Source organism: Micromonospora sp. Llam0 (assembly GCF_003751085.1).
In the GTDB taxonomy this organism is placed as follows: Bacteria; Actinomycetota; Actinomycetes; order Mycobacteriales; family Micromonosporaceae; genus Micromonospora_E.
Genome location: NZ_RJJY01000001.1, coordinates 6,084,381 through 6,106,730 on the forward strand (window position 1 = coordinate 6,084,381; position 22,350 = coordinate 6,106,730).

Annotated in this window: 16 protein-coding genes; 5 read left to right on the forward strand and 11 right to left on the reverse strand. The window is 71.7% G+C overall.

Annotated elements, in window-relative coordinates:
- The first annotated feature begins 1 nt into the window (after window position 1).
- From EDC02_RS26280 to EDC02_RS26290, 3 genes are all read left to right on the forward strand, one after another.
- A complete protein-coding gene (locus tag EDC02_RS26280) occupies window positions 2–364 on the forward strand; it encodes a hypothetical protein (RefSeq protein ID WP_123604251.1) in 363 nt (120 codons plus the stop codon).
- On the forward strand, window positions 361–4,740 hold the full coding sequence (locus EDC02_RS26285; RefSeq protein ID WP_123604252.1) for a caspase family protein: 4,380 nt from the start codon (window positions 361–363) through the stop codon (window positions 4,738–4,740). The genes EDC02_RS26280 and EDC02_RS26285 overlap by 4 nt, the downstream gene beginning before the upstream one ends.
- Window positions 4,741–4,923: 183 nt before the next feature.
- Complete coding sequence (locus tag EDC02_RS26290) at window positions 4,924–5,937, forward strand: alkaline phosphatase family protein (RefSeq protein WP_158632312.1); 1,014 nt, start codon at window positions 4,924–4,926, stop codon at window positions 5,935–5,937.
- A gap of 7 nt (window positions 5,938–5,944) precedes the next feature.
- Here the strand turns inward: EDC02_RS26290 and EDC02_RS26295 are convergent, their stop codons facing one another.
- The 6 genes from EDC02_RS26295 to EDC02_RS26320 all read right to left on the reverse strand — a co-directional run bounded on the left by EDC02_RS26295 (window position 5,945) and on the right by EDC02_RS26320 (window position 12,836).
- Window positions 5,945–6,082: a hypothetical protein gene (locus EDC02_RS26295; protein WP_199757924.1), complete on the reverse strand. Its 138-nt coding sequence runs from the start codon at window positions 6,080–6,082 to the stop codon at window positions 5,945–5,947.
- Complete coding sequence (locus EDC02_RS26300; RefSeq protein ID WP_123604254.1) at window positions 6,079–6,411, reverse strand: glyoxalase superfamily protein; 333 nt, start codon at window positions 6,409–6,411, stop codon at window positions 6,079–6,081. Before EDC02_RS26300 ends, EDC02_RS26295 begins: the two co-directional genes overlap by 4 nt.
- A gap of 84 nt (window positions 6,412–6,495) precedes the next feature.
- Window positions 6,496–7,731 (reverse strand): MFS transporter, encoded by a 1,236-nt coding sequence (locus tag EDC02_RS26305; RefSeq protein WP_158632313.1) that lies wholly within the window; start codon window positions 7,729–7,731, stop codon window positions 6,496–6,498.
- On the reverse strand, window positions 7,709–9,718 hold the full coding sequence (locus EDC02_RS26310; RefSeq protein WP_123604256.1) for a DUF4910 domain-containing protein: 2,010 nt from the start codon (window positions 9,716–9,718) through the stop codon (window positions 7,709–7,711). Before EDC02_RS26310 ends, EDC02_RS26305 begins: the two co-directional genes overlap by 23 nt.
- The gene (locus EDC02_RS26315; protein WP_123604257.1) at window positions 9,718–11,616 is read right to left on the reverse strand and encodes an aminotransferase class I/II-fold pyridoxal phosphate-dependent enzyme; all 1,899 of its coding nucleotides are present in this window, start codon (window positions 11,614–11,616) and stop codon (window positions 9,718–9,720) included. Before EDC02_RS26315 ends, EDC02_RS26310 begins: the two co-directional genes overlap by 1 nt.
- 5 nt (window positions 11,617–11,621) lie before the next feature.
- Complete coding sequence (locus tag EDC02_RS26320) at window positions 11,622–12,836, reverse strand: hypothetical protein (RefSeq protein ID WP_148083631.1); 1,215 nt, start codon at window positions 12,834–12,836, stop codon at window positions 11,622–11,624.
- A 43-nt stretch (window positions 12,837–12,879) separates the two neighbouring features.
- On the opposite strand from EDC02_RS26320, the gene EDC02_RS26325 reads away from it, so the two are divergent.
- Both EDC02_RS26325 and EDC02_RS26330 read left to right on the forward strand, forming a co-directional pair.
- Window positions 12,880–13,899, forward strand: a complete 1,020-nt coding sequence (locus tag EDC02_RS26325; RefSeq protein WP_123604259.1) for a GNAT family N-acetyltransferase — start codon at window positions 12,880–12,882, stop codon at window positions 13,897–13,899.
- On the forward strand, window positions 13,896–15,071 hold the full coding sequence (locus tag EDC02_RS26330; protein ID WP_123604260.1) for a hypothetical protein: 1,176 nt from the start codon (window positions 13,896–13,898) through the stop codon (window positions 15,069–15,071). Before EDC02_RS26325 ends, EDC02_RS26330 begins: the two co-directional genes overlap by 4 nt.
- A gap of 14 nt (window positions 15,072–15,085) precedes the next feature.
- On the opposite strand, the gene EDC02_RS26335 is transcribed toward EDC02_RS26330, so the two are convergent.
- The 5 genes from EDC02_RS26335 to EDC02_RS40435 form a co-directional block, all read right to left on the reverse strand.
- Entirely contained in the window at window positions 15,086–15,991 is a 906-nt protein-coding gene (locus EDC02_RS26335) for a nucleoside-diphosphate kinase (protein WP_148083632.1), read from the reverse strand.
- A gap of 340 nt (window positions 15,992–16,331) precedes the next feature.
- On the reverse strand, window positions 16,332–17,618 hold the full coding sequence (locus tag EDC02_RS26340) for a pitrilysin family protein (RefSeq protein WP_123604262.1): 1,287 nt from the start codon (window positions 17,616–17,618) through the stop codon (window positions 16,332–16,334).
- On the reverse strand, window positions 17,615–18,760 hold the full coding sequence (locus EDC02_RS26345; protein ID WP_123604263.1) for a hypothetical protein: 1,146 nt from the start codon (window positions 18,758–18,760) through the stop codon (window positions 17,615–17,617). The genes EDC02_RS26340 and EDC02_RS26345 overlap by 4 nt, the downstream gene beginning before the upstream one ends.
- Window positions 18,761–18,875: 115 nt before the next feature.
- A complete protein-coding gene (locus tag EDC02_RS40430) occupies window positions 18,876–19,025 on the reverse strand; it encodes a hypothetical protein (RefSeq protein WP_158632314.1) in 150 nt (49 codons plus the stop codon).
- 254 nt (window positions 19,026–19,279) lie between these two features.
- On the reverse strand, window positions 19,280–20,080 hold the full coding sequence (locus EDC02_RS40435; protein WP_370461498.1) for a DUF6406 domain-containing protein: 801 nt from the start codon (window positions 20,078–20,080) through the stop codon (window positions 19,280–19,282).
- Window positions 20,081–22,350 lie beyond the last annotated feature (2,270 nt).

Consider the following 22,350-nt stretch of genomic DNA (forward strand, 5'->3'; position numbering starts at 1 on the left):
AGTGCGGATCGAGGTCGAGGGCAGTAACCCGACCGCCGACCTGGAGTCGTTACGAGACTGGTTCGCGGAGGTTGACGAGCTGCGAGGACGAGTCGACGAGATCCAGGCTCCCGCAGGTGCGGACAAGCTCGGGCCTCTGCTGGAGGCGTTGAGCGTGGCGGCGGGGTCGGGTGGGGTTGCCGCAGCTGTCGCCGCGTCGGTGATCGCCTGGCTGCGGACCCGGGCCGGCGTCGTGCGCGTACGGGTGGAGCGGCCGGACGGGACGAAGGTCAGCGTCGACGCGACCAGCGTGCGTACTCTGTCACCCGAAGCCGTCCGGGCCCAGGTGGAGCAGTTGCTCAGCGCCATCGAGCCCCCGCGATGAGCGGAGTGGTCGAGGGACTGGCGTCCGACGGGGTACGAGCACTGATCATCGCCACCGCCACGCACACCGGCTCGCGACTGCCCCCGGTTCCCGCGGCGCGGCGGTCGGCGGAGGCGCTGGCCGACCGCCTGGTCCGGGTGTGCGGGATGGCTTCGGACCGGGTACGTCTGTTGGTGGACCCACCGACCTCGCTGGACGTCGCACGGGCGGTGAGCGAGGAGGCCGCGAGGGCGACGACCGCGTTGTTCGTGTACTACGTCGGGCACGGCCTGCGTGGACCGGACGGCGCACTGTACCTGGCGGTGTCGAGTACCGACGAGTTGACGCCGGGTCTGGCCGCACACCAGGCGTACCCGTTCGCCGACCTACGCCAGGCTCTGACCTCGGCCCGGGCGTCGTCGCTGGTGGTGGTGTTGGACTGCTGCTTCTCGGGCCGGGCGCGGGCCGGGGCGGCACCGTCGGGTGCGTTCGACGCCCCACCCGTGCACGGCTTCTACCTGCTCGGGTCGGCCGAGCAGTTGGCGCTGGCGCCCGAGGACGCCGAGTACACCGTGTTCACCGGTGCGCTGATCGGGCTGCTCGACGGCGGCGACCCACGCGGCGGACCGGTGCTGACCCTCGACGACGCCTACCACTACCTCTTCGCTGCCCTGCGGGACCGTGGTGCACCGCTGCCGCGCCGCCAGGAAGGTGGACGCTCTGGGCAGCTCGTGCTGGCCCGCAACCCCGCCTCCACCGGACCCGAGCACGAGGAGGAGACGGAGCAGTCCGCCGGGCGAAGTCCGTACCTCAGCCTGGCGCCGTTCGGCGAGGAGGATGCGCCGTACTTTTACGGACGCGCCGAGCTGTCCGCCCGGCTGGTTCGGACCGTGCACGAGCGGGTGGACGATCCCGGCCCGCTGCTGCTGGTCGGCGCGTCGGGCAGCGGCAAGAGCTCCCTGGTGCAGGCCGGGCTGGTGCCCCGGATCCGGCAGTCGCCGGGATGGCGGTGCCGGCTGATGAGACCCGGTCAGCACCCGCTGACCCGGCTGGCTGCCGGCCTCGACGCCCCGGGTACCCAGGACGGCGAGGCACTGGGCGATCCCTCCCTCGCCGTGACGTGGCTGCCGGAGGACGACCCACCGGTGCTGCTGGTGGTCGACCAGCTCGAGGAGCTGGTCACCGTGTGCCAGGACGAGGAGGAGCGGGTAGCGTTCGCGGCGGCGCTCGCCGCGCTGGCTGGCTCCGGGCGCGCCGTCGTCCTGGGCGTCCTGCGCGCCGACTTCTACGCGCAGGCCATGCGCTATCCGGTGCTGGCCGACGCGTTACAGCAGCGGCAGTTCCTGATCGAGCCGATGGACCAGGCCCAGCTGCGGGAGGCGGTCGAAGGACCGGCGAGAGTCGCTGGACTGAAGCTGGACGAGGCGTTGTCCGACCTGCTCCTGCACGAGCTGGGTGCGTACCGCCGGCGAGGGCCCGAGTCGGGTGCGCTGCCCCTGCTGTCCCACGCGCTGTGGGCGACCTGGCAGCGGCGGCGTGGCAACCGCCTGACCGTGCGGGACTACCGGGACATCGGAGGGATCGGTGGTGCGATCGCGCGTACCGCCGAGGGCACGCTCGCCTCGTTGGACCCACCGGCCCGCGCCGCCGCCCGGCACATGCTGCCGCGCCTGGTGCGCGTCAACGAGGAGGCGGCTGACACCGCCTTGCCCGTCGACCGTGCCGACCTGGTACGCGGACTACCGGCCGACGCTGCCGACACCGCTCTGCGCGCCCTGACGGACGCCCGGCTGGTCATCATGGAGCGGGACGTGGTGCGGATCAGCCACGAGGCCCTACTGTCGTCCTGGCCTACGTTGGCCGAGTGGGTGGAGGCCGACCGGCAGTGGCTTACCGTCGCGCAGCGCCTGACCGCCGACGCCCGCGCCTGGACGGCGGAGGGTCGCGACCCGTCCCTGCTCTACCGGGGCGCCCGGCTGGCCCTCGTCCTGGACCAGGCGGCCGAGGCCGCCGGCGCCGACGAGCTCGACCAGCAGTCGTCCGCGTTCCTCGCCGCCGCCCGGAGTCAGGAACGCCGCAGCGCACAGCTCCGCCGCGGAGTGGTGGTGGCGCTCGCGGTGCTGCTCGTCGTCTCGCTGGCCGGTGGGCTGGTAGCCGTGGTCCAGGGTCGAGAAGCCTCCGCGCAGGCGCGGGTCGCCGACGCGCGCAGCCTGCTCACCACCGCCGACGCGGTCCTTTCCACCGATCCCCGGCTCGCGCTCCAACTCGCCGTGACCGCGCATCGCCTGTCACCCGGCACCGCGTCCCGCGCCCTGCTTACCGAGGTCCTGGCCACGTCGCGGTACGCGGGCGGGTTGCCCGACCAGCTCACACCCGTCACCGCCATGGCGCTGGCGCCGGAAAATCAGACGCTGGCGGTCGGTACCCAGGAAGGGGTGCAGCTTTGGGATGCCCGTGACTGGCAGGACCCGCGCCCGATCGGCGATCCGACGGGCGGGTTCGACGTGGCCGTCACGGCGATCGCCTGGCACCCCAGCGGGAGGTTGCTCGTCGCGGGTGACCGATCGTCCCTGCGCTTTCTCAGCGTCTCCCCGGATGGGCCGGTGGTGGAAGTGGCGTCGCTGCCCGGCTTCGGGTCCACGGTAGAGACCGTGGCGTGGTCGGCGGACGGTTCGGTGCTCGTCGCCGGCAACGCCACCATCACCGTGGTGATCACCCGGCACGAAAGCGGATACCGGGTTGCCGCCACGCTGCCGCACGACCCGGCTATCGTCTCCGCACGGGCCGTTCTCCACCAGGACGGCAGCTCCATGGTCGTCGGCACCGACGACGGCGACGCGCAGCTGTTCGACCTCTCCGACCCGCGCTCGCCGAGGAAGGTCGGGCCGCCGCTGTCCGTGGCGGCGCTGACCAGCGCACCGATCACCGCGATGGCGCTGTCGGCCGACGGCAGCGTGCTCGCCACCGGGACCGCGGACGCGAGGGTCGCGCTGTGGGACCTGCGGAACCGTGAGCGGCCCAGGCGGGTCGGCGACTCCCGCAGCGTGGGCGGCATGACCATGCAGGTGGTGCGGGTGGCGTTCGACCGGGATGACCGGGCACTGGTCGTCGCCGACCGCAGCGGCATGGTCGCGCTCATGCCGTTTCCACCGGGCACACCCCTGGCCGAGCGGCTGAATCCGGGCCGCATGGAGCCGTCGTTCGCCGCACACGCCGGCCAGGTCGGGGCCCTCGCCGTGGACACCAGTCGCGGCCTGCTGGTCACCGGCGGTGACGACGGGACGGTACGACTGTGGCATCTCGACGACAGCGGGGCGCGTCCCACCAGGTGGGGGGAACCGCTCGCGGGACACGAGACGGACACGCGCAACGGCCGCATCGAGGTCGCGGCGAACATCGCCACCAGCACCGCCGAGGACGGTCGCCTGTTGGTGTGGGACGTGACCGACGACGGCGCTTTCACACCCAGACCGCCGGTGCGCTTCGCCGGATCGCCAGGGACCTCGGACCACCCGAGCGGGTCGGCGCTGTCGCCGGACGGTGGGACGGTGGTGACCGCCACCGCCGATTCGCTGAGACTGTGGGACATTTCCCCAGTCGGCCCGCCCGAGCAGGTCGGCGCGGACGTACCGCTCGGGACCACACCGGTCGACTTCGCCTGGAGCAGGGACGGCCAGATCGTCCTCAGTGGGGGTGCCGACGGCACCGTGGCCGTGCACGACGTCGCTGACCGCGCCGCGCCCCGCGAGATCACGCGGTTCGACGTCGACGGCTCGGTCACCGACGTACACCTGGCGTGGACGGAGCCGTTGGCCGCCATCGGCACCGCGAGCGGCGTCGTGGCGTTGTGGGATCTGAGCGACCCGGAGGAGCCTCGGCGGCTCGGCGGCGTGCGCACCGGCCAGCACGGCACCCAGCGCTGGGCTTCCGCGTTGTCCGCGGACGGGACACTGCTGGCGATCGGTCAGTTCTCCGGCACCGTGCAGTTGTGGAGCGTGGCGAACCCGGCCGCGCCGGAACAGCTGGCGTCGTGGCAGACCCCTGGCGTCGGTCCGATCGCGTCGGCGGAGTTCTCTCCCGACGGCAGGGTGCTGGCTATCGGCGACACGACGGCGGTACGACTGTGGAACATCGTCGATCGGCAGCTGCCCCGCAGGCTGAGCCTGCCTCTGTACGGTCAGGCGATTCTGCCGGTTTCGCTTGCATTTCTGCCGGGTGGCGAGCGGCTGGCGAGCCAGACCGGCACGCACGTCGACATATGGGACCTGTCGGCGCTGCCGACGCTCCGCAACCAGGGTGTCCGCCTGGCGTGCGACCGCCTCGACGGGCAGGGCCTGAGCCGGGCCGACTGGGCCCGCTTCCTGCCCGGCCGCGACTATCAGAATGTCTGCGCCTGACCCGGCATGAAGATCTCCACCAACGTCCCACTATCCACACGGGGCACCGATGCCGGAAAGCAAATCGTAGGGACGCAGGCGCGGCATCGTCACCGACACCCTCGGGCGGCGCCGCGCACCTCACTGGCGGACGTACCCGATGTCGTCTGCGACGAGTTGTCGCGGGCGCGACGTGGGGTGATCATGCTTGCCGTTGACGGGTTCCCATACGACGCGGCGCTGGCGGCAGGCTGGCAAACCGCCGAGCTGACCTCGCTGGCCAGCACGTTTCCGAGCACGTCGACGACTGCGTGGCTGACCGCCATGACCGGAGTCGGGCCGGCTCAGCACGGGGTGCCCGGCATGGTTTACCGCATCCCCGGCCGTGGCACTCTGGTGTACGCCGTCACCGGCCAGGTGCTGGCGCAGGGACCAGCCGACCCGGGCGGCGACCCCAGACTCGTGATCGGCCACCCGACCATCTTCGACCGGGCGGTGGCTGACGGCGTGCAGTGCCGGGCGGTGGCCCGGGAGATCGCCCACCTACCCGGCCCGTGGGCGCAGGCGCTGCTCCGGGGCGCGACCGTCGTCCCGTCTGCACCGTCGGAGACGCTCGCCCGGCATGCCCGCGACCCCGCGTCGCTGGTCGACGCCGCCGCGACAGAGATCGATGAGCAGATCGGCATACAGATCGACGGGCAGGCCGGCGGCGTGCGGCGGGGGCAGCCGATGCTCCTGTGGACCTACGTCAACCTTGACGACTACCTGCATCGCCACGGCTACGACGAACCGGCCGTGGCGGCGATGGCCGAGCTGGGCAGCCGGGCCGCCCGGTGGGCGCAGGCCGGCTGGACGGTCATCGGCTACTCGGACCACGGCCAGGTCCGGTGCGCTCCGGACGAGAACCTGATGCGGGCCTGGTCCGCTCTGGACGATCCGGCACGACGGCTGCTCCCGGCCGGCGGGGCGGGCCGGGTCCGCTGGCTGTACCCGGCCCCCGGCGACGAAGACGAGGTCGGCGGCCGACTCGCTGCGGCGCTCGGCTCCTCGGCCAGGATCGTCGCCACCGACGAAGCCTGGCGGGACCGAGTAGGCCCGGTGATCGCGATCGCCGCAGACGAGCGCTTCCCCGTGCCGGACCCCAGCCTGAGCTGGGAGCACGGCGCCGACTCGGCCGACGAAACGGTGGTGCCGCTGGCGATCTGGCGGGGCCGCTAGTGCCGCATCAGGCAACGTTCGCCCTGTCGACCACGGCTCGTAGCCGTTGGTCGTCGGCGTGTCGGTTTCGCCAGATCATGTAGCGGCGGATCATGCTGCCCTGCTCCTTGATCTGGCCGGCGAGTGTCACTTCATCGGCTGTCATTTCATCGGCGTGCCAATCCGAAGCCGGTTGCCATCAGGGTCGCGCAGCTCAATCTCACGCGCCCACGGAACATCCTCCGCCTGCACATCGAACTCGGAGGCGATGGCCTCGACGTCACTAACGCGGAGGTAGACCAACGTGTCAGGACGCGCATCTCCCTTGTGCTCCGACAAGAACAACCGCACCCCGCCCCGGGCGACCTCGACGAACGCGGGAAAGCCCGGCTCGAAGCGGTGTTCCCACTGCTTGGCGAAGCCCAGTCGCTCGTACCAGGCAGCCGCCGCCGCAGCGTCCTCGACGCGAAGAATGGGGATGACTTCCTCGTTCATGAGGCCATCGTCGCAGACCGCCCAGGGTAGTCGATGCCTAATGTGGCACTAGGACAGACACGCGGCCGCCAGGAACACGAGCCGCTAGGAGGCGGTGCCGACGGGCGAGACGTCAGCCGGGCGCTGCGGGTGCGTCTGGGCCCGGAACGGCAACAGCGCGGCCCCCACCAGGATGAAGACTGCGGCGACCACGAAGTAGATCGGCCGGTACCCGACGGTGCCGACGACGACGGTGCCAACACCGATGCATACGGCGTACGGCGTATTGATGATCGCCTCCGACGCCACGATCGCGCGGCCCTGCAGCTCGGCGGAGGTGCGCCGCTGCACCAGGGTCACCTCGGCGACGAGGATCAGCGGCAACCCCAACCCGACCAGGACCGCCCCGGCGGCGACCCCGGTCAGGGTGGCGGTGCTGGCCACGGCGAGACCGACCCCGTTGAGCAGGAAGCCGGCGCAGGCGGCGGCGTACTCGCCGTAGCGCCGCATCGCGGGCCCGACCAGGAGACCGGCGACGACGCTGCCGGCGCCCTGGACGCCGCCGAGGATCCCGATGATGGCGGTCGGACGCTGCAGCCCGTCGCTGACGAGCGAGAACAGGGCCACGTTGATCATGCCGGCGCCGCCGAACGCGACCGCGCTGGCGATAACGATCCGCCGGATGATCGGATGGCGGGCCACGTGCCGGGCCCCGGCGACGACCTCGGCCGCGAGCGAGCCGCGCTCCGTGGCGTCGGCCGACCGGACCAGATCCCGGGGCCGGCGCAGCAGCACCAGCGACGCGGCGGACAGGGCGAACGTCGCGGCGTCGACCAGGATGACCGCTTCGATGCCGCTGGTGGTGTAGAGCGCGGCGCCGACGACCGGCCCGATCACCCGCATCCCCTGGCTGAGGCTGCTGAGTACGCCGTTGGCGTTGCCGAGGCTGTCGTCGGGCAGCATCGAGTGCAGCAGGCCGCCACGGGAGGCCCGGTAGATCTGCCCGGAGCAGCCGTACAGGAACGTGACGACGTACACCAGCCACAGGTCGGCCGCGTCGTCCACTGTCAGCAGTGCCAGAATCAGGATCGCCATCGACCCGTCGTTGGCCGTCATCAGCCACCGGCGTGGCAGGCGGTCCACCAGCAGACCGGTCAACGGCGACAGCAGCACGGCGATGGCGAACAGTAGGAAGACCAGGCCGGCGGCGCTGGTGGATCCGGTGAGGTCCTTCATCCAGATCGCCAGCACGATGACCATCATCGTGCTGCCGAACATGTTGAACGACTGACCGGCAAGGAGCAGCCGCATGTTGCGGTCACCCAGGATGACGGGCCGCATCAAGATCCTCCGCCGCATTGAGATCCTCTGCAGGGTTCAGGACCGGGACGACCCAGCCGGCCCGGTGCAGCATGTCGAAGACCCGGTCGGCGAACGCCACCGAGATGGGAAGTTCGCTGGCCAGCGCCGCCCACCAGGCCGCGCTGCGGCGGCCACGCCGGCCGTCGACGGCTCGCAACAGCGTGAGTACGCGGGCGTGGCTGCCGCCCCGGTCCTCAGCCAGGTGTTCGGCCAGCCAGGCGCGATCAGCGGCGGTAGCGGCCAGTGATCGGGGATTGACCGGGCCGAGCGCGGCGCGGGCCAGCACCGTACCCGACCCCTCGTCGGCGGTCGACGGCTCGGCGCCCAGCGCGCGTTCGCGGCCGGCGGCGGTCGCGCGGGCAGCGGCTGCGCGGTCCGCAGCGGTGGCGGACACGTCGGCCAGCCAGTGTGCCGTACGGACGATCTCCCCGGCCGGCACACCGGCGTGGGTCAGCGTGCCGACACATCTGCCGACGATTTCGCCGCAGTGTGCCACCCGCCGGCCGGATGCGGCGTCGCTGGCCGGGTCCAGCACCGGGCTGCCGTCGTCACCGTACGGGTACGGTGCCGGCGTACGCCGCCGGCCGGGCAGCGCCGCCAGGATGTGCCCGGCGGCCCAGCCGGCACACGCGTCGGCGACGTCGGCGGCCAACGCCGGGTCCGCGCGTCCGCGTACCGCCGCCACGGTCGAGGCCGCGACCGTGATGGTGCGACGCAGCTCAGCCGGGTCGACCATGTCGAGCGTGTCGGCCGAGGTGTGGTTGGTGCGGTCCGGCCAGTGCCCGAAGGACACCGTCGGGCACCCGGTCGGCGCGTCCGAGACGAGCGCGTGGTCGGATCCCCCGGAGAACGGTGCAATAGCCGTCTCCCCCGGTTCGCACGGCACCGCGCCGCTGTAGGACCGGGCCCGTGCCGGCATCAGGTCGGCGCAGCGTTCGGCCAGCGCCGGCAGAAACGACGGTACGTCATCCGGCCCTCGTTCGATCATCAGCGAGCTGCCGCAGCGGTACGGGTCCTGCCCGGCCATGTCCACGTTGACTGCCAGGCTGGGCCGGGCCACGGCACCGCTGCCCACGAGATCGTGCAGGTACGCGGCGACACCGACGAACTCCGGTGCCCACAGGAAACGCAGATCCGGTCCGCCGGCGGGCCGGGCACCGAGCAACCGGGCGGTCGCGAGCAGCGCGGCGACGCCGGAGGCGTTGTCGTTGGCGCTGGGCCGGGGATGGCACAGGTGCGCCGAGAGCAGGAACTCGTCGCCGCCACCGTCGCCGGGCAGCACCCCGGTCACCACCGGCATGTCGGCCGTCGACTCGGCCACCGCCACCTCGACGGTGACCGCCTCGCCCCGGTCGGCGGCCGTGCTGAGCCGGGTGAGCTGCGCGGCGGTGAGGCTGAAGCCGGCCAACGCCGTACCGGGCAGCAGTTCCAGCCGGCCGACCTGGTCGGCGAAGCGGTCGGTCCGGGCGCTGAGCGGGTCTGCGGCGACCGCGACGGCGCCGCCGGCCGCCGCCCGTCGGGCGCATTCCGGAAACGGTACGCGGACGTCGTCCAGCAGCACGAGCGTGCCGGTCGCGTCAGCGCCGGCGCACATCGCCGACCAGCGCAGCAGTGGTACGGCGACGCCGCCGGCGCGGGTCGGTGCCGAGTACGCCGCGAGGGTGTACGGCTGCGCCGGATAGTCGATCAGCGTCTCGCCGCTGTGCCGGAGGCTGGCCCGGACCGGGGTCCACGACATCGGGGCCTGGTAGGTCCACCACCGCCGGGCCCCGTCTGCCGGGAACGTGTGCACGGTGACGTCGCGCAGGCCGGCGTCTGCCGCACGCTGTGCGACGTAGCCGGCTGCGGCGAGGATCCCGGCCGAGGCCTGGTAGCGATCGTGGCGGGCGACCTCCGCGACGTCGGCCATGGCAGCGGCGACGTCGATGCCCTCGTGCACCGCCGCGATCAGCTGGGACAGTCTCATCAGCGGTCCGCCGGCCCGGGTCGGCCGGTGGCGGATCCGGCAGCGGCGGCCGTCGGGGCGGCGGCGAACGCGGCCAGGCGGGCCTCGGACAGCGGGACCGACAGCCGCAGTAGCGCGCCCGGTGGGCCGCCGGGCGCCAGCGACGGCACCTGCTTGGCGAGCACCCCTCGGGCGGCCAGGATCCGGCGTACCCCGTCCTCACCGGGCAGGGCCAGCCACGGCAGCCGGGGATCGGTCGGCAGCGGGGTGAGACCGGCGGCGATCAACTGCTCCTCGACGTACGGCTTCACCTGTGCGATCCGTTTCCGCAGTAATGCAAGCGGATCCCGCTGGGTGAGCAGCGCGGCGGCCAGGTCCAGGGCGAGTGCGCTGACCGCCAGCGGCGGTGCCACCTGCCGGACCACATCGGCCAGGTCCGGTGCGGCGACGGCGTATCCGACCCGCAGCCCGCCGGCGCAGAACCCCTTCGACATGCTGCGGATGACGACTGTGCCGGGCAGCTCGTCGGTGAGCGGGGCGGCGCTCTGGTCAGGCGGTAGGTAGGCACCGAGTGTCTCGTCGACGACCAGCACACTGCCGACCGTGGCGCAGGCCTGCGCGACCCGGCGCAGTTGGTCCCCGGTCCAGATCGGGCCGAGCAGGCCGGGCCGGTCGACCAGGGTCAGCACCGGCCGGTGCTGGGTCACGGCGGCCACCGCGTCCGACGGGTCGCGCAGCGACGTGGCCAGGACCTGGCCACCGGTGGCGCCGGGCAGCTCCGGATGGCCGACCAGGTCGACCAGGACGGTGCCGCCGTCGCCCAGTCGGGCCAGCGCGTGCAGCAGGCCGGTGGCGCCGGCACCGGCGGTGACCCGTTCGGGCGGCAGGTGCCGGCCCTGCGGCCAGCCCAGATACGCGGCGACGAGGGGCGCGAGCCGCTGCGCCGCGTACGGGTCGGCGAGGTCGTAGCGGCGTGCCCGCTGGACTGCGGCCGGCCCGGTGGGCAGCGACGCCCACGCCGCGGCCAGCGCGGGTTCGACCGGTACGGCCTCATCGGGGGCGGCGCGCAGGTCGAGCGGCCCCGGTACGTGGTCGTCGGCAGGTGACGGGACTGGTGGCGTTGGCGTACGGTGGCCGTCGAGTGCCGAGGTCACCACCGGTGCCGGTCTGGCGACGAACTGGACGTAGCGGGCGTCCATGGTCAGTGTGGCACCTGCAGTGAAGTCCGCGTCGGTGCGGGCCACGGCGAACCCGGCCCGCGTCAGCAAGGTGGCCACCTCGGTCGGGTGGTAGAGGCGGACGTCGTCGGGCAGGACGGCGGTGGTGCCGTCGGGCCGGCGGACGTCGACCCGGCCGCTGCTGCGTCCGGTGGTCGGGTCGTAGCGGCGCTGAAAGTGGAACGCGGTGCCGCCGATGTCCGCGTGTGCCTCGTCCCGGTAGTGCCGGGCGATGGCGAGCACATTGGAATGGTCGAGGATGAGCGGACCGTCGGCGGGCAGCAGGCGGCGTACCGCGCGCAGCAGCCGGAGCTGATCGGCGTCGGTTCCCCAGCCGAACGCCTGCACGCAGATGGCCGCGTCGACGTCGGGCAGCCCCCACCCGGGCGGCTGCGCGCCGAGCAGGTCCACCCGGCGCAGGTCGAGTGTCACACCGGCGGCGTCGGCTGCGCTCGCGGCCCGCCGCAGCGCGTACCCGGACACGTCCACCCCGATGACGTCGAAGCCCTCGCGGGCCAGACCGACGGCGTGCCGGCCGACCCCGCAGCCCAGGTCGACCACGCGCCGGCCGGGGGCGTGGGTGGCCAGGACGTCCGCCAGGTAGGCGACCTCGGCGGCGGTGCGTTCGGCCGTGTACTCGTCGTCGGCGAACGTCCAGTAGTCAGCCGTGAAGTAACGCTCGTACCACGGGGTCGGCGGCATGCCGGTCAGGACACGGTGGTGAGTTCGCGACGGGCGAAGAAATCGCAGACGTCGCAGAGGTCCGGCGCGTTGGCGACACCTTCCTGCTGCAGGTAGACCCCGCCGCAGACGCGGCAGGTCGCTTCCATGAAGGGGAACATGTAGCGCTGCATGTTCTCGAACGCGGAGAACATGTAGTAGTCGATGCCCGGCCACAGATCGAGCAGATGGTCGGTCATGGCGTACGACAGGGACCGCTCGTCCGGGCCGGTGGTGAACCGTCCCGGTGTGCCCTGTCGGTTCAGTTCCGGCGCGACCAGCTCCAGGTACAGCGTCAGTTCCTTCTTGGTGATCCGGTACAGCGGGAAGATGTACCGCAGGCCGCCAATTTGCCGGGTCGGGATGCCACCCATCCGGAATCCGCTGGTCATCCAAGTGACCATGCTGGCCAGCAGGTCGTCGGCGTTGAAGCCGAACGCCACCACGCCGGCGCCGCGCGCGTGTGCCTCCTCCTCCAGCATCCGCCGCAACACCTGGTGGCCGATGACCATCGTCAGGTGGCTGCCCTCGTCGCCGACGATCTCGTTCATCGAGTCGACGAACGTGCCGCGTAGCCGGAACGCCCGCTCCACGTCCGCCGCAGTCACGATGACCTGCTCGATCCCCAGCCGTTCGCCGGAGGCGCGGGCGGCGGCGAACGTCGCCGGCTCCTCCCAGTCGGGCAGGCCGGTGATGGTCACGGCCGTCATGTTCAGTGGCGGCAGTCGGTCTCTGGTCCGCTCCAGCAGGGTCAGGTAGGCGACGCTGTCCCGCCCGCCGGACAGCCCGACGATCACGTGGTCGCCGTCGCGCATCACCTCCCGGGACAGGACACTGTCGACGAACGCCTCCTCGACGTACTGGATGAAGGCAGCAGCGTCGAACTGCTCGCCCCGGACCTCGATGGCGCCCTTGTCGTCGAAGACGACGCTCTTGGTGTAAACCGGGTTGGGTACGCCGTAGACCTGCCGTTTCGGGCGGCGCATCACATTCAGATCGTAATGCCGGACCTGCCGGACTTCGATGATGTCGTCGGCGCCGACAACCGTGGTGTCCTCCGACACCACCTGCCCATCGCGCCAGCTCAACACGGAGTTGACCGGGATACCGTTGCGGCGTAGCACGTCGACCAGAGGCTGCCCCGCCGTCGCAGCCAGTTCCTCGGTCGTGCCGACCTTCGTGTGGTAATAGACTGACGCCATTGTCCAACAATAGATCTCCGCCGGTGTCCGGTACAGTGCGATCATGGGCCGTACCATCGTCGTCGACCACTACGACGACCCACGGGCGGCGGCGCGGGCCGGGTGGGATGCGGTCGCCGGCAGCGATGACACACCGGTGTTCTATCAGGACGGTTACCTGTCGGCCTACCACGATGCGCCGCTCGCGCCGCTGGAGCGGCTCGGATACCTGGTGGCCCGGGAACCGGCCGGGCGGCCGGTGGCCGTGCTACCGGTCGCGCTGCACCGGCTCGCCGACCCGATCGGCGGGCTGCGGCGCCTGCATCCCGGCATCGAGCGGGACAGCGCGCTGCTCAGCCACGTCTGGCACTGCTACGACACCCAACTGCTCGGCGCGGTCGCCCGGACCGATGTGGTCACCGAACTGCTCGACACCCTGCGCCGGCTCGCCGCCGGCTGGGGAGCCCGCTGGTACGGGCTGGTCAATGTGGAGTCGTCCGGCCCGACGGCGACCGCACTCGCCGCCGCCGGGCTGACCGGGAAGCATCTGGTGGACCGCTACTCCACCGACCTGACCGGCCTCACCTCGTACGAGGACTACCTTGCCCGGCTGGCTCCTCGGCCCCGGGCCAACCTGCGCCGCAACGAACGCCGGGCGGCCGACGCCGGTTTCGTCTGCGATGTGACCACACCGGACGGCGCTGACCTGGTCGAGATCGCCGACCTGTGCGACCGGACCGCCGCCCGCTTCGGCAACGCCGGCTTCTACCCCGCCGAAACGTTCACCCGGTTCGTCACCGCCCTTGGCCCGGCCGCGCACGTGCTACGCATCCGCCAACGGGGCACGCTGGTCGCGGCCGGGGTGTGCCTGACCGACCAGCGCCGCTTCCACACCTGGACCTGCGGTGTCGAATACCGCGTCGACGGCAACGCCAGCCCGTACGCGGCGCTGTTCACCGAGTCGGTCCGGCTGGCGCTGCGGCTGGGCCGTCCGATCCTGGAGGGTGGGCGCAGCAACGACGTCTTCAAGCGTCGGCACGGACTGACCGCCCGCCGGCTCGACGCCTACGTGATGCGGCTGTGAGCTACCGGCTGCGCGTGCATCCGGGCATCGCCCCGCAGTGGGAGCGGCTGGCCGCTGGCGGGCCGATGCTGACCACACCGGGGTGGCTGCGCGCGATGGCTGGCCGGCTCGGTGGGCGCACGCTCACCTTCGTCGTCGAACAGGGCGGGGAGGCGTGCCTGGCCGTGCACGCCACCGTGCAGCCCGCGCCCCGCCCTGGTGAACTGTTCGACCTGCACCATGTACTGGTCAGTGAGGCTCCCGCGCTGCCGCTGACCGACGCGTCGCGGACCGCGCGGGCCGAGTTGTCGAGGCGGGCCGAGCTGTCCGGCCGGGCCGCGTCCGATCCGTCCCGTTGGACGCCGAACCTGCTGGTGATGCTGCCCGGCTACGAATGCCTCCCCGTCGGACCGGCCGCGGCCAGTCCGGCCGCGCCAGCGGTCGCCGTCGACGGCATCCTGGGCTGGGCCGCGGACGCCGGCATCGCGACGGTGGCCTTCCTCTACACCAGACCGGACGCGACGGCATTGACCGGCGCCCTGTCCGCAGCGGGGTTCCTCGCGATGCCACTGTCACTGACCTGGGACCTTCCGGTACCCAGCGGCGGGTTCGACGGCTATCTGGCGGCACTGCCCCGCAAACGGGCGGCCGAAGCAGGGCGGGAGCTGGCCCGGCTCACCGCCAACGGCGTACGGCTGCGTCATCTGCACGCCGACGCGATCCCCCCGCTCGTGCCGGTGCTGGCCAGGCTGCGCGGCCAGTTGGTCAGCAAGTACCGGGGCGGCTGCGACGAGGTGGCCGAGCGCAGCCGGCTGGAATCGCTGCTGCACGACGTCGCCGACGGCCGGGCCCAGGTGGTCCTCGCCGACGCCGGGGACGCCGTCGTCGGGTTCGCGCTGTTCGCGCCGTTCGCGGACGGGTGGCAGTGCCTGGCGCTCGGGTACGACTACACCGATCGCCGGTCGCGGTTCGCGTACTTCGGCACGGCGTTCTACGGGGCGGTCCCACTCGCCTCGGCGCAGGGTGTCCGCCGGATCGGCTACGGGCAGGGCTCGGCGCGGGCCAAACAGGACCGGGGATGTGTCGGTACGCCGCTGACGGCCTGGCTGCACTCGACCGATCCCGAGCTGATGGCTACGGCGCGGGCCGCCGCGACGGCGACCGTCCTCATCCCCGGACAGCGACCGTCCTGATCCCGGCGTCGGCGTCACCGGCGGGGCGGGAACCGGCGTGAAGTGGCGAGTACGAGGCGTTCCCACGGGTCGAGCCGGGCGCCGTGGACAGCGAGGAGGTCCTGCACCCGGGCCGGGTCGGGGCCCGGCCGGTCGGGGGTGAACTCGGCGGCCAGGACCGGCGCGAGCGGATGCCCGACGGCCAGCAGCCCGGCGGCCTTCTCGCCGGCCCCGGTGGCGGCGAGATCGCCGGGGTCACCCGCCAGCAGGTCGGCCGCGCTGCGGCGGGCGGAATCGGACAGCTCCGGCCACGCCAGGGCGAGAACCCGGGCGCGCAGGCCGGCCAGGACCTGCGGATATCCCCGGCGCTCGGCGGGAGCGCTCCGGCTGAGCAGATCAAGCAGGGTACGCAGGTCGGCCGGATCACCGCCGCTGTAGCCCGCGGACCCGCCGCCGCCGTAATCGCCGCCGGATCCGCCGTCGAAGCCGCCGTCGGTGAAAACCGCGCTTTCCCGCTGGGAGTCGGCCGGGGTGTCGGAGCTGTGCATCAGGGCCAGCATGACGTTGATGGAGCCGAGGTCGGCGCGGATCGTGCCAGGACTCGCCTCAGCGGGATCGCTCGCCCCTTTGGCCAGGCGCAGCCGCGTGTGGCTGGGGTGTCGCGGATCAGGCCGGACGTCGCGGACCAGGAGCGCCACCGTCGGGCCGAAGTCGAAGAGCTGGTCGACGAGGCGGTAGAGGTACGCCTTCCACACCTGCGTGATGTTGCGTTCGTGGAACGCGTCCAGGTTCGTCGGCCGGTGCCACAGCACGCGCCATGCCACTGGCTGAAACCCCTGAGCGACCACCCGGTCCATGATCGGACCGCCGAGGTGGCGGGCGAGGGCATCGGGGGCGAGCAGCATGAAGACCGTACGCTCCCAGTCGACTGCTTCACTCACGCGGAGGCTCCTTCGCCACGGAATGGTGCCGGGTGCGGCCCCGGGCCTGCCGGCTGCCGCACCCGTCGTCTGTTTCAGGTCACCGCTTCTTCTTTTTCACGACCGGGCGCCGTGTGTGGACAGCTTGGCGGTTCATCCTGGCCTCCTTCCCGGGTGAGCGCTGGATGATCCGTCGGTTGGCGGATCAGCGAGCGGTTGTGCGGCCGGCAAGGGGATGGTCACTTGCGGGTCGTTGTCGTCTTCTTCTTCACCCGCGGCCTGCGGCCGAACTTCATGTTCCGGTTCACCCTTTCCCTCCCTTCATCGGTAGGTGGTCTGCCGGGTGGCCCGCCGCGAGCTTTCACCCGCCGGCGGTGGCCACCACCAGCTGGTCCGCCATGGACACGGCGGCGTCGTGGACCTGCTGCGGGGCGGCGGCTGCGATCCGGTCGGCGTACTCGGCCACCGACCAGCCGGCGCTGCCACCCAGCAGAGCGTGCCGGCCCAGCAGAAGAGTCTCATCGAGGGAGGTCTCGGCGTCGAGCCGGACCAGCCCGGCGGCGCGTCGTCGGGCCACCGCCACCCGGGCGTCGCTCCAGCCATCCGCCACCGCCGACCGGATGAGGTCGGCGGCGAGCCGGGCTACCTCGTCGCGGTGCTCGATGGCGGTGGTGATCGCGATCCGCCAGACGCCGGTATCGGCGTAACCGCTGAGATCGCCCCAAATGTCGTAGGACAGCCCCAGATCGGTACGCAGCCGTTCGACGAGGACGGACGTGTTGCCCCCGGCGAACAGTTCCATGACCACCTCGGCGGCGGCGAGCCGCGGATCGGCCAGGGCGAACGCGGGTCCGCCGAGCACCACGACCGCAGTGTCGCCGGGCAGCGGATGATCCAGCCGCCGTGCCGGTACGCCGGCAGCCGTGGACGGCAACGGGAACGGAAGCGGGGGTGGAAGCGGGAGCGGCTCGGTCGCAGGCCGGACGGTGCGGGCACGCTGATGCGGTACGGACAGGCCGGCGAGGGCGCTCCGCGCGGTCGCAGCGGTCACGGCCGCAGGGGTGACGCCGCCGGTGACCACGACGGCGACTCGTCCGGCCTGGAGATGGCGGCGGGACCAGGCGGCGACGTCGGCGGCGGTGAGCCGCAGCACGTCGGCGGGAGCGCCGCCGACCGGCCGGCCCATCGGGTGGTCGCCGTACACGGCGGCGAAGAACACGTCGTGGACGATGTCGGTGGGGTCGGCTTCAGCCAGGCGCAACTCCTCGAGCACCACCCGACGCTCGGCCTCGATGAGGACCGGGTCGAACTCGGTGACCGTCGCGGCCTCGGCGAGCAGGTCCAGTACGGGCAGCGCGTCGACCGTCGGGACCCGCGCGTACAGCACCACGTAGTCCCGAGCGGTGATCGCGTTGCCCTCGCCGCCGTACGATTCGATTTCGTCGATGACCCGCATCGTCCGGCCGGGCGGCACCGCCTGCATGACCAGGTGTTCGAACAGGTGGGCGGTGCCGGGGGTGGTTTCGTCGCGGGCCCCGGCGAGAATCCACACCGACACGGTGGTGATCTCGGCACCCGGCCGGTGGCGGGTCAGCACCTGGATGTCGTGGTCCACCGCCCGCCCGGCGATGTCGGCGGCGGCGGTCACGGATGCGCTCCGGTGCTCGCCGGTCGAGGCTCCGGGCCGGACAGTTCCGCGACGGTGTCCTCGTCGACCTCATCGCCGATCGTCAACAGGAACCTGCCGACCGGAGTGTCCACCCAGGCCAGCCGGCCGCGCTCATGCAGAACTGCGGTAGGGGCGGCACTTCGCGGGGCACCGTCCAACGGCAGGCCGAAGGCCAGCACCCCGGACCGGACGGACGCACCGGCGGAGAGCCGCTCCGCGGCCACCGCCCAGGACCGCTGCTCGATCCGGGCGGAGGCACCCTTGATGTTGCGACGCTGCAGGTGGCGGGCCACGCCGGTGAGGGGGCGGCGCAGCACGGCCGCGCTGCGGATCGCCCGGCGGGCACGGGTGTCCAGCTGGTTCCGCCGAGGTGGCGGTGGCAGTGGTGGAAGGCTCGTCCGCGCGACGAGCGCGGCGAGTTCGGCGTACTCCGGCCACAACCCGAGGGCGGTCAGCGCCCCGGTGAGGGTGGCCAGTTCGTCCTCGGAGGCCGAGGCAACCAACAGGCTGGCGTCGATCAGATCCCGGGCCCGGAAGCGTTGCTCGAAGCGCTCGAACAGGAGCATCAAGGTGTTCTTCACCGCCGGCGCCCGCCAGGGCTGCGGCATGGCGGTCAGTGGTCGCACTCCGGCCAGGTCACCCAGCGACCACCAGGTGGCGATCTCCACCCCGTACGGCAGGACGAAGCGGGATTCGTGCGGGCGCCGCAGACTCACCATCATGTGCAGACGATCGTCGAAACAGGCGAACGTGCCGGTGTGCAGGTCCCAGCCATCGTCGATGAGTAGGTTTGCCGCTCGCCACAGATCAGCCTCGGTGCTGGCGACGTAGTCGAGGTCGTTCATGGTGCGACCAAGACCAGCCGGGTAGCGGTCGGCTACCTCCAGGCCTTTGATCGGGGTCAGGTCGCTGACGCGTGCGGCGAGCTCAGTGGCCACGGTGCGGTAAAACGCGATCCGCGAGGTGGCCAACTCAAGATCGTAGGCGGTGCCCGGGTCAAGGGTGACGCCGTCTGCGGCCCACGCGGAGTACAGGGTGGCGGTCAGCGACGGCTGCCCCTGGCGAAGTGCCGCGACCGCCTCGGCCGGTTCCTCGAACGACTCGCCGCTACAGACGCTCAACGCACTAAGGACATCGTCCGATGACAATGCAAAGGTCACGGTACGGTGCTCCTCGCGGCTCGGCGACGCCGGCGTTCGCACCGCACGGCGACGCCGAGCGCCCGACGGCGGTGCGCTAGTAGTTGGGCAGGCAGTCCGTGCAGGTGGTGCGGAACTTGGCCACCTGGACCGCCTGGCGACGCGCGAGCATCTTCTCGACCCGGCTCGGAGTGAGCAGCGTGGGCGCGACTACCGTGTCTTTCCTGACGCTAGTGGAGTTCTTCACTTCATCCCCTTGCTAGGAAAAGTGGTGGCGTATTCAGCTGATCGTACGGAGATCGCCACACGCAGTCAATACACAGACCTCTATTGCCGTCCAAGCAGGGGAATCGATCAGCACCAAATTAGTTAATGCCGGATAAAAGCTGGGAGCCACCCAAAACCGACCAACCACCGCCACCCAGGACGGAACCACCAAGATCAATTAACCAGAATCCGGGCGACACGCCGACGCCAGCCCGAATCTTCGTCAAGTGATCTTCACGCTACGCCTGGTGCGTCGAGCGGGGTGAGCCGGCCAAGGAAGTCGCCGAACGACCAGCCCATGCTGGTAGTGACCACCTGCCGCTCCCGCCAGGCGATCACATCCGGCGTCCCCGGGCCGGCCAGCAGGTCCTTCGGCAGGAAGCCGACGCTGCCCGGGCGGGGTTCCGCCAGCCGAAGCAGCAGCAGACCCTCCATCGGGACCGCGATGACAACGAAGTCCATCGACAACTTCCCGACCCGCCACTCCCGCTCAGCGGTCAGCAGGTCGAACGCCGGATACTCCGGGTGCACACCCAGCAGCGGACGCCCCGGGAACAGGGTGAACGGCGCACCCGGCACCCACTGCGGCTCCACCGGCTGCATGCCGTTCGTCTGAGACAACCAATCCCGGTAGGCCCAGGGAAGCGGGCGCTCCAGCGCCTGCTCCAGTGCCTGCAGCCGCCCCTCGTCCAGCTGCCCGAACGGCTGCCGCTGCGCCGGCCGCCACCCCGTCACCGCCGTCGACTCGTCCACCACCGGCGGCGCCTCACCCGGCGCCAGCCGCCGCACCGTGACCCGCCACCGACCAGCGTTCTCGAAATGCGCCCCAGCGAAGTACCAGCTTTCGGCACCGATCGGGAAGGTCTCGCCAAGCCGCAGCAGGTGCGTCGTCGAATCGGCAGTCCCGGGATAGGCAACCACCACCTGCGCAGTCGCCGGCCGCTGCGGGTTCGCCCCCGCCGCACCGAGGCTGAACGTACCCATGTTCACCTGTGTGTTGTTCCGGACCACTAGTACATCAGGGTACGAAGGCACAATCCTGTCCTTCCTGTCGAGAACTCAGCCACCGAGCATTTCATGCAGCGTCGACTCGTCCGGCAGCTCGAAGCCCAACTCGCTGCGGGCCACCTGCTCTGCCTCCGCCCGGCTCACCGGCAAGCGTCCCGCTGCGTCGGCTGGTGCCGAAACAATGCCAGGGCTGGGTGCCGCAGTATTGTTACCCCAGGCTATCGAGCGCGGACCGTCCGGTCCCACCTCGACGGCCAGCAGCTCGACAAGCTCACCGGCGGAGCCCCGGTCCGCGTAGTAGACGAAGTACGTGCCACCCCGGTCGATCACCGTCCGGCCCGGCCCTGCAACGGTCAGCGCGTTGGTCGCCACGCCCGCCGACGCACCGACGCGGGCTTCCGCAGTCAACCCACCTGCCCAGCTGGCCTGCTCCGCGACGGGCGGCACCGGCCGGGGCGGCGGGGGCGGCGGCACCACTGGCGCGCGATCGAGGTGGGCGTAGTCCCTACTCATCAGGTCGAGAAACTCCCGCACCGGCATCGGCTGCGGATGGCTATGGTTCCACGGGTTGCGCAGCCAGACACGCCCGTTCTGAACCGCCACCACCTCGTACGCGTGTCCGGCATACAGCCCGTACGGCGGCGTTCCGTTTGGCAGATGCTGGTAGCGGTGCGGCGGCAAGGTGCTGGCGATCACCGGATTCCGCTGCGCCAACAATTGGGCCAGCGTCGCCTCGACCGTTGCTTCGCTGCCTGGATCCGTGGGGAACCGGTCAGTGCGGGCAGGCGCGCCGGTCAGTTGGGTCAGCAGCTCCGCCCACAGATCGGGAGTGCTGCCGGGATCCATCCGGGCGTAGCCGCGTGGTGCGGCCAGGTGCGGATCGGGCTGCTCCTGCCAGCCCTGCCACTGCTGCTGCCAGGCGACCTGCCGCGACTCGGTCCAGGTCCGGTCGACCGCCGCCAGCGCCTTCTCCAGGATGCTTGCCCATGCCGCCCCTACCCGCGACTGGTCAGCGTAGGCGGCCTGCCCTGGCATTATGGCGTGCACCGGGACATCCGGAGTCACGGTGATCCGCAAACGCCGGCCGGTGGGAGTGGTCCGGCCACCCGGGAGACTGCTCTCGTGGAGTAGGACGTCGACGGTGCCGTCCGGGTTCGGATGGAACAACCCACCGATCGTCTGCGGGCTGTGTCCGGCGACCGCGCCGATCGAGGCGAGCATGCCGCAGTCGCCGAGAGCTCCCTGCGCGACGTGCTCCCGCCTGGGCAGCCCATTCCACAGGGGTGCTGCGGTACCCGAGTTGGGATCCACCGGGCGGCCGTACTCCGGTGCCACCTCTCCGGAATCCGGCTCGGGCAGAGTCGGGTGGTCGGCGTACACGTGGATCTCGGTCGGACCGGCGGCGAGCGGTGATGCTTCCGGCGCCGGCCCGACCGGCGCGCTCGGCGCCAGGTTGAGGATCGCCCGCGTCAACGCGTCCGGGACCAGCACCATCGTGCGGGTCTGCCCCAGGTAGTGAAAGCTGTGGCTGCCCAGCAGCCGGACGACTTCCGGGTTCTGCCCGTACCTTGCGGTGATCGTCGCATGGGCCCGGCGGACGTCCTCGGCCAGCAGCGCCCGTCGGCCGGCGTCCGTCGTCAGGTCGAAACCCGGGTGTACGCCGCCCACATCGACATGCGGCGCGTTCGCCAGCACGTACGGGCTGATGTCGACCTGGCCGGTCAGATCGACGTACACCCCGTCGCGGGCGACCCGCGCGGCCAGCGCCGGATCGACGGCCTGCAGTTGGGCGATCTGATCGGCGCGCAGCCCGATCACCTGCCCGGCGGAGGCCGGCAACGTCGGCAGGCTCCGCTGGCCCTGCTCGGCGTCGACGGCGAGCCGGTGCAACTGCTCGGTGAGCTGCGGCGCAAACGGAACGTACCCGTTGTGGACCAGCCGGGCCCGGTAGTCACGCTGCTGGGCGCGTTGCGGCTCGGTCAGCGTCGCCGGGTCCGCACCGAGCACCGCCAAGACGGTCTCCGGCGTGAGCGCCGGTGAGGTGAGCCGGAGCAGCAGGTTCGCCAGGTCGGGCGGCAGCTGCGCCCACCGCGCGTACGCCTGCGGGGTGCCGCCGGTCAGGCCGAGCTGGTCGACGAGTACGCCGATCTCGGCGCGCAGCGCCAGCCGGGTCCCCGGGTCGGCAGCGGTGTAGTTTGTCGACAGCTGGCGGATCCGGGTCAGCCGGGGGTCGGCTGGTCCGCTGTCCCGGCTCGGGGCCAGATCTGGTGACCGCTGATCCGGCCCTGCCGCCTCGC

What these genes read in the sequence shown, in the direction of transcription:
- EDC02_RS26285 (WP_123604252.1), top strand. Translation starts at nt 361, where the DNA reads ATGAGCGGAGTGGTCGAGGGACTGGCGTCCGACGGGGTACGAGCACTG.
- EDC02_RS26290 (WP_158632312.1), top strand. Translation starts at nt 4,924, where the DNA reads ATGCTTGCCGTTGACGGGTTCCCATACGACGCGGCGCTGGCGGCAGGC.
- EDC02_RS26295 (WP_199757924.1), bottom strand. Translation starts at nt 6,082, where the DNA reads ATGACAGCCGATGAAGTGACACTCGCCGGCCAGATCAAGGAGCAGGGC.
- EDC02_RS26300 (WP_123604254.1), bottom strand. Translation starts at nt 6,411, where the DNA reads ATGAACGAGGAAGTCATCCCCATTCTTCGCGTCGAGGACGCTGCGGCG.
- EDC02_RS26305 (WP_158632313.1), bottom strand. Translation starts at nt 7,731, where the DNA reads ATGCGGCCCGTCATCCTGGGTGACCGCAACATGCGGCTGCTCCTTGCC.
- EDC02_RS26310 (WP_123604256.1), bottom strand. Translation starts at nt 9,718, where the DNA reads ATGAGACTGTCCCAGCTGATCGCGGCGGTGCACGAGGGCATCGACGTC.
- EDC02_RS26315 (WP_123604257.1), bottom strand. Translation starts at nt 11,616, where the DNA reads ATGCCGCCGACCCCGTGGTACGAGCGTTACTTCACGGCTGACTACTGG.
- EDC02_RS26320 (WP_148083631.1), bottom strand. Translation starts at nt 12,836, where the DNA reads ATGGCGTCAGTCTATTACCACACGAAGGTCGGCACGACCGAGGAACTG.
- EDC02_RS26325 (WP_123604259.1), top strand. Translation starts at nt 12,880, where the DNA reads ATGGGCCGTACCATCGTCGTCGACCACTACGACGACCCACGGGCGGCG.